The following is a 3,194-nucleotide window of genomic DNA, read 5'->3' on the forward strand; positions in this document are numbered from 1 at the left end:
GCAGTGACCCGGGCACTGGCCCGGCGCGGGGCGCACGTGCGGGCGTTCGTGCGCAGACCCTCGCAGGTGCCGGTGGTCGTCGCCGCCGGCGCGACCGAGGTCGTGGTGGGCGACGTCGGCGACCGGGCCGCGCTCGACGAGGCGCTGCGCGGGTGCGCGGCGGTGTACCACATCGCGCCCAACGTGCATCCCGACGAACCGGCGATCGGGCGCACGCTGATCGAGGCCGCGCGGCGGGGGAAGGTGCGGCGCTTCGTCTTCCATTCGGTGCTGCGGCCGCAGTTGCGGGCCATGCCGCATCACGAGGCGAAGCTGCGGGTCGAGGAGGCCCTGTTCGAATCGGACCTCGCGGTGACCGTGCTGCAACCGGCGCCCTACCACCAGAACACGCTGGACGCGTGGGACACGATCGTGCGCACCGGCGACTTCGCTGTCCCGTACCGCGTCGACGCGCCGTTCGCCGCCGTCGACCTGAACGACGTGGCCGAGGCCGCCGCAGTGGTGCTGGGCGAGGACGGCCACGAGCACGCGGTGTACGAACTGGCCGGGCCCGAGTCGGTGACCCCGCGGCAGATGGCGGCCGAGCTCGCGACGGTGCTGGAACGCCCGGTCACCGCCCGCCGGATCGACCCGCGGGAGTGGTGCGAGAACGCCAGGATCGGCGGCCTGTCGGGCTACCCGCTCGACACGCTGACCGCGATGTTCGCGTTCTACGACCGGCACGGCCTGACCGGGAATCCGCGCACGCTCACCGCGCTCCTGGGTCGCGAACCGACCGGCTTCGGCGCGTTCGCACGCCGCGTGGTCGAGTCCGACGCGACGACCCGGTCGGTGAGCCAGTCGCCGATCGCGACGCCTCCGCCGGTGAGCCAACTGCAAACATTGCCAATCCCCAGCGATTCCTTGGGCAGTAACTGACGGCGAGTGGTTCTCCCCGGACGCCTAGCTTTGGGGCACCCCGGCCTTCGAACCACCTGCCCGACCGCAGCGGCCCGAAATGCCGAAGGCCGAGACCGCACACCGCAGAAAGGGGTGTTTCGACGTGAGCGGACCGCTCTGCGACCTCGTCGTGCTCGATCTCTCCCGCGCCCTCGCCGGCCCCCACGCCGCGATGATGCTCGGCGACATGGGCGCCCGCGTGATCAAGGTGGAGAACCCGGACGGCGGGGACGACACCCGCGCGTGGGGCCCGCCCTTCGTCGGGTCCCAGGACGCCCGGGAGTCGACCTACTTCCTGTCCTGCAATCGCAACAAGGAATCGATCGTCCTCGACCTCAAGACCGACGAGGGCCGCGAGACGCTGGCCCGCCTGGTGCGGCACAGCGACGTGCTCGTGGAGAACTTCCGCACCGGCGTGCTGGACCGACTCGGCTTCCCGATGGAGGAGTTGCAGCGGCTCAACCCGCGCCTGGTGGTCCTGTCGATCACCGGCTTCGGGCACGACGGCCCGCAGGGTGGCCGACCCGGCTACGACCAGATCGCGCAGGGCGAGGCCGGCCTGATGAGCCTGACCGGTCCGGGACCGGACGACCCCACCCGGATCGGCGTGCCGATCGGCGACCTGCTGGCCGGCATGTACGGCGCCTACGGCGTGGTGGCGGCGCTGCACGAGCGCGAACGCACCGGCCTGGGCCGGGTGGTACGGACCTCGCTGCTCGCCGCGATCGTCGGCGTACACGCCTTCCAAGGCACCAACTACACCGTCGCCGGCCAGGTCGGCCACGCGCAGGGCAACCTGCATCCCTCGCTCCAGCCGTACGGCTCCTTCCGCTGCCGCGACGCGATCATCCAGGTCGCCGTGGGCAGCGAGAAGCTGTGGGCGCGCTTCGCGCCGATGGTCGGCCTCGCCGCGGACGACCCGCGCTTCGCGATCAACGCCGACCGGGTCGGCAACCGGGCCGAACTCGCCGACGCCATCAACGCGGCCTTCGCGCAGCGCGACGTGGACGACCTGCTCCCCGAGTTGGCCGCGGCCGGCATACCCGCCGGCGAGGTACGCACGATCGACCGGGTCTACGACTGGGACCAGACCAGATCACAGGGCCTGCTGCTGGACGTCATGCACAGCACCCTCGGACCGATCACCCTGCCGGGACCGCCGATCCGGCTCGACGAAAACGCCGACTCCGACGGCGGCCGGCGCCGCCACGAGGCGCCCCCCACGCTCGGCCAGCACACCGACTCCGTGCAGGCCTGGCTCGACGCCGAGGAAGCCCGGGCCCTGCACGCCTCGCGTCGCGCGACGGCCGGCGCGTGAACACGCCGGAGCCGGCGGCGACCGTACTCCCGCCGCCCCGAAAGCCCCGCGTCGGCGCGCACGACCTGATCCACCGCGTGCTCGATCCGCACACGTGGGCGAGTTGGGACACCGCGCCCGAGCGGCCGGACCACCTCGACCGCGCCTACGCCGACGAACTGCGCGCCGCGACCGCCAAGAGCGGCGTGGACGAATCGGTGGTCACCGGCGAAGGCCGCATCCGCGGTCGCCGAGTCGCCGTCGTGGCCTGCGAGTTCGCCTTCCTCGCCGGCTCGATCGGGGTCGCCGCGTCCTCGCGCCTGGTCGCCGCGATCGAGCGAGCCACCGCCGAGGGGCTGCCGCTGGTCGCGTCGCCGACCTCCGGCGGCACCCGGATGCAGGAAGGCACCGTCGCCTTCCTCCAGATGGTCCGGATCAGCGCCGCGGTCGCCGCGCACAAGAGCGCCGGCCTGCCCTACCTGGTCTACCTGCGCGGCCCCACCACCGGTGGCGTCCTCGCGTCGTGGGGCTCACTCGGCCACGTCACCGCCGCCGAACCCGGAGCGCTGATCGGCTTCCTGGGCCCGCGCGTGTACGAAGCCCTGCACGGGCAGCCCTTTCCCGAGGGCGTCCAGGTCGCGGAGAACCTGTACGCACACGGCCTCGTCGACGCCGTCGTGCCCCCCGACCAACTCGGCGACATCGCCGCACGGGTGCTCGACGTGGTCACCGCGCCGCGCGAAAACCTCCCCGACGTCGCGCCGCTGCCGGTCGAAGAGCTCGCCGACGTCCCCGCCTGGACCTCGGTCGAACTCTCCCGACGGACCGAACGCCCGGGCGCGCGAGCCGTGTTGCGCCACGCGGCCCGCTCCGTGGTGGCGCTGCACGGCACCGGCGAGGGCGAGAGCGACCCGGGGCTGCTGCTCGCCCTGGCCAGATTCGGCGGCGCGCCGTGCGT

The 3,194-nt window shown here is 73.0% G+C and carries 3 protein-coding genes; all 3 read left to right on the forward strand.

Annotation, left to right across the window (positions count from 1 at the left end; genetic code table 11):
* Window positions 1–918 (forward strand): NmrA family NAD(P)-binding protein (locus GT354_RS24595; protein WP_161358555.1); only part of this gene is annotated, 918 nt, incomplete at its 5' end.
* A 124-nt stretch (window positions 919–1,042) separates the two neighbouring features.
* Window positions 1,043–2,257, forward strand: coding sequence for a CoA transferase (locus GT354_RS24600; RefSeq protein WP_161358556.1), 1,215 nt, complete (start codon window positions 1,043–1,045; stop codon window positions 2,255–2,257).
* Window positions 2,254–3,194: carboxyl transferase domain-containing protein (locus tag GT354_RS24605; RefSeq protein WP_346012154.1), on the forward strand; the 941-nt coding region annotated here is incomplete at its 3' end. The genes GT354_RS24600 and GT354_RS24605, both read left to right, overlap by 4 nt.

This window comes from Streptomyces sp. SID3343 (assembly GCF_009865215.1).
Taxonomy (GTDB): Bacteria; Actinomycetota; Actinomycetes; order Streptomycetales; family Streptomycetaceae; genus Embleya.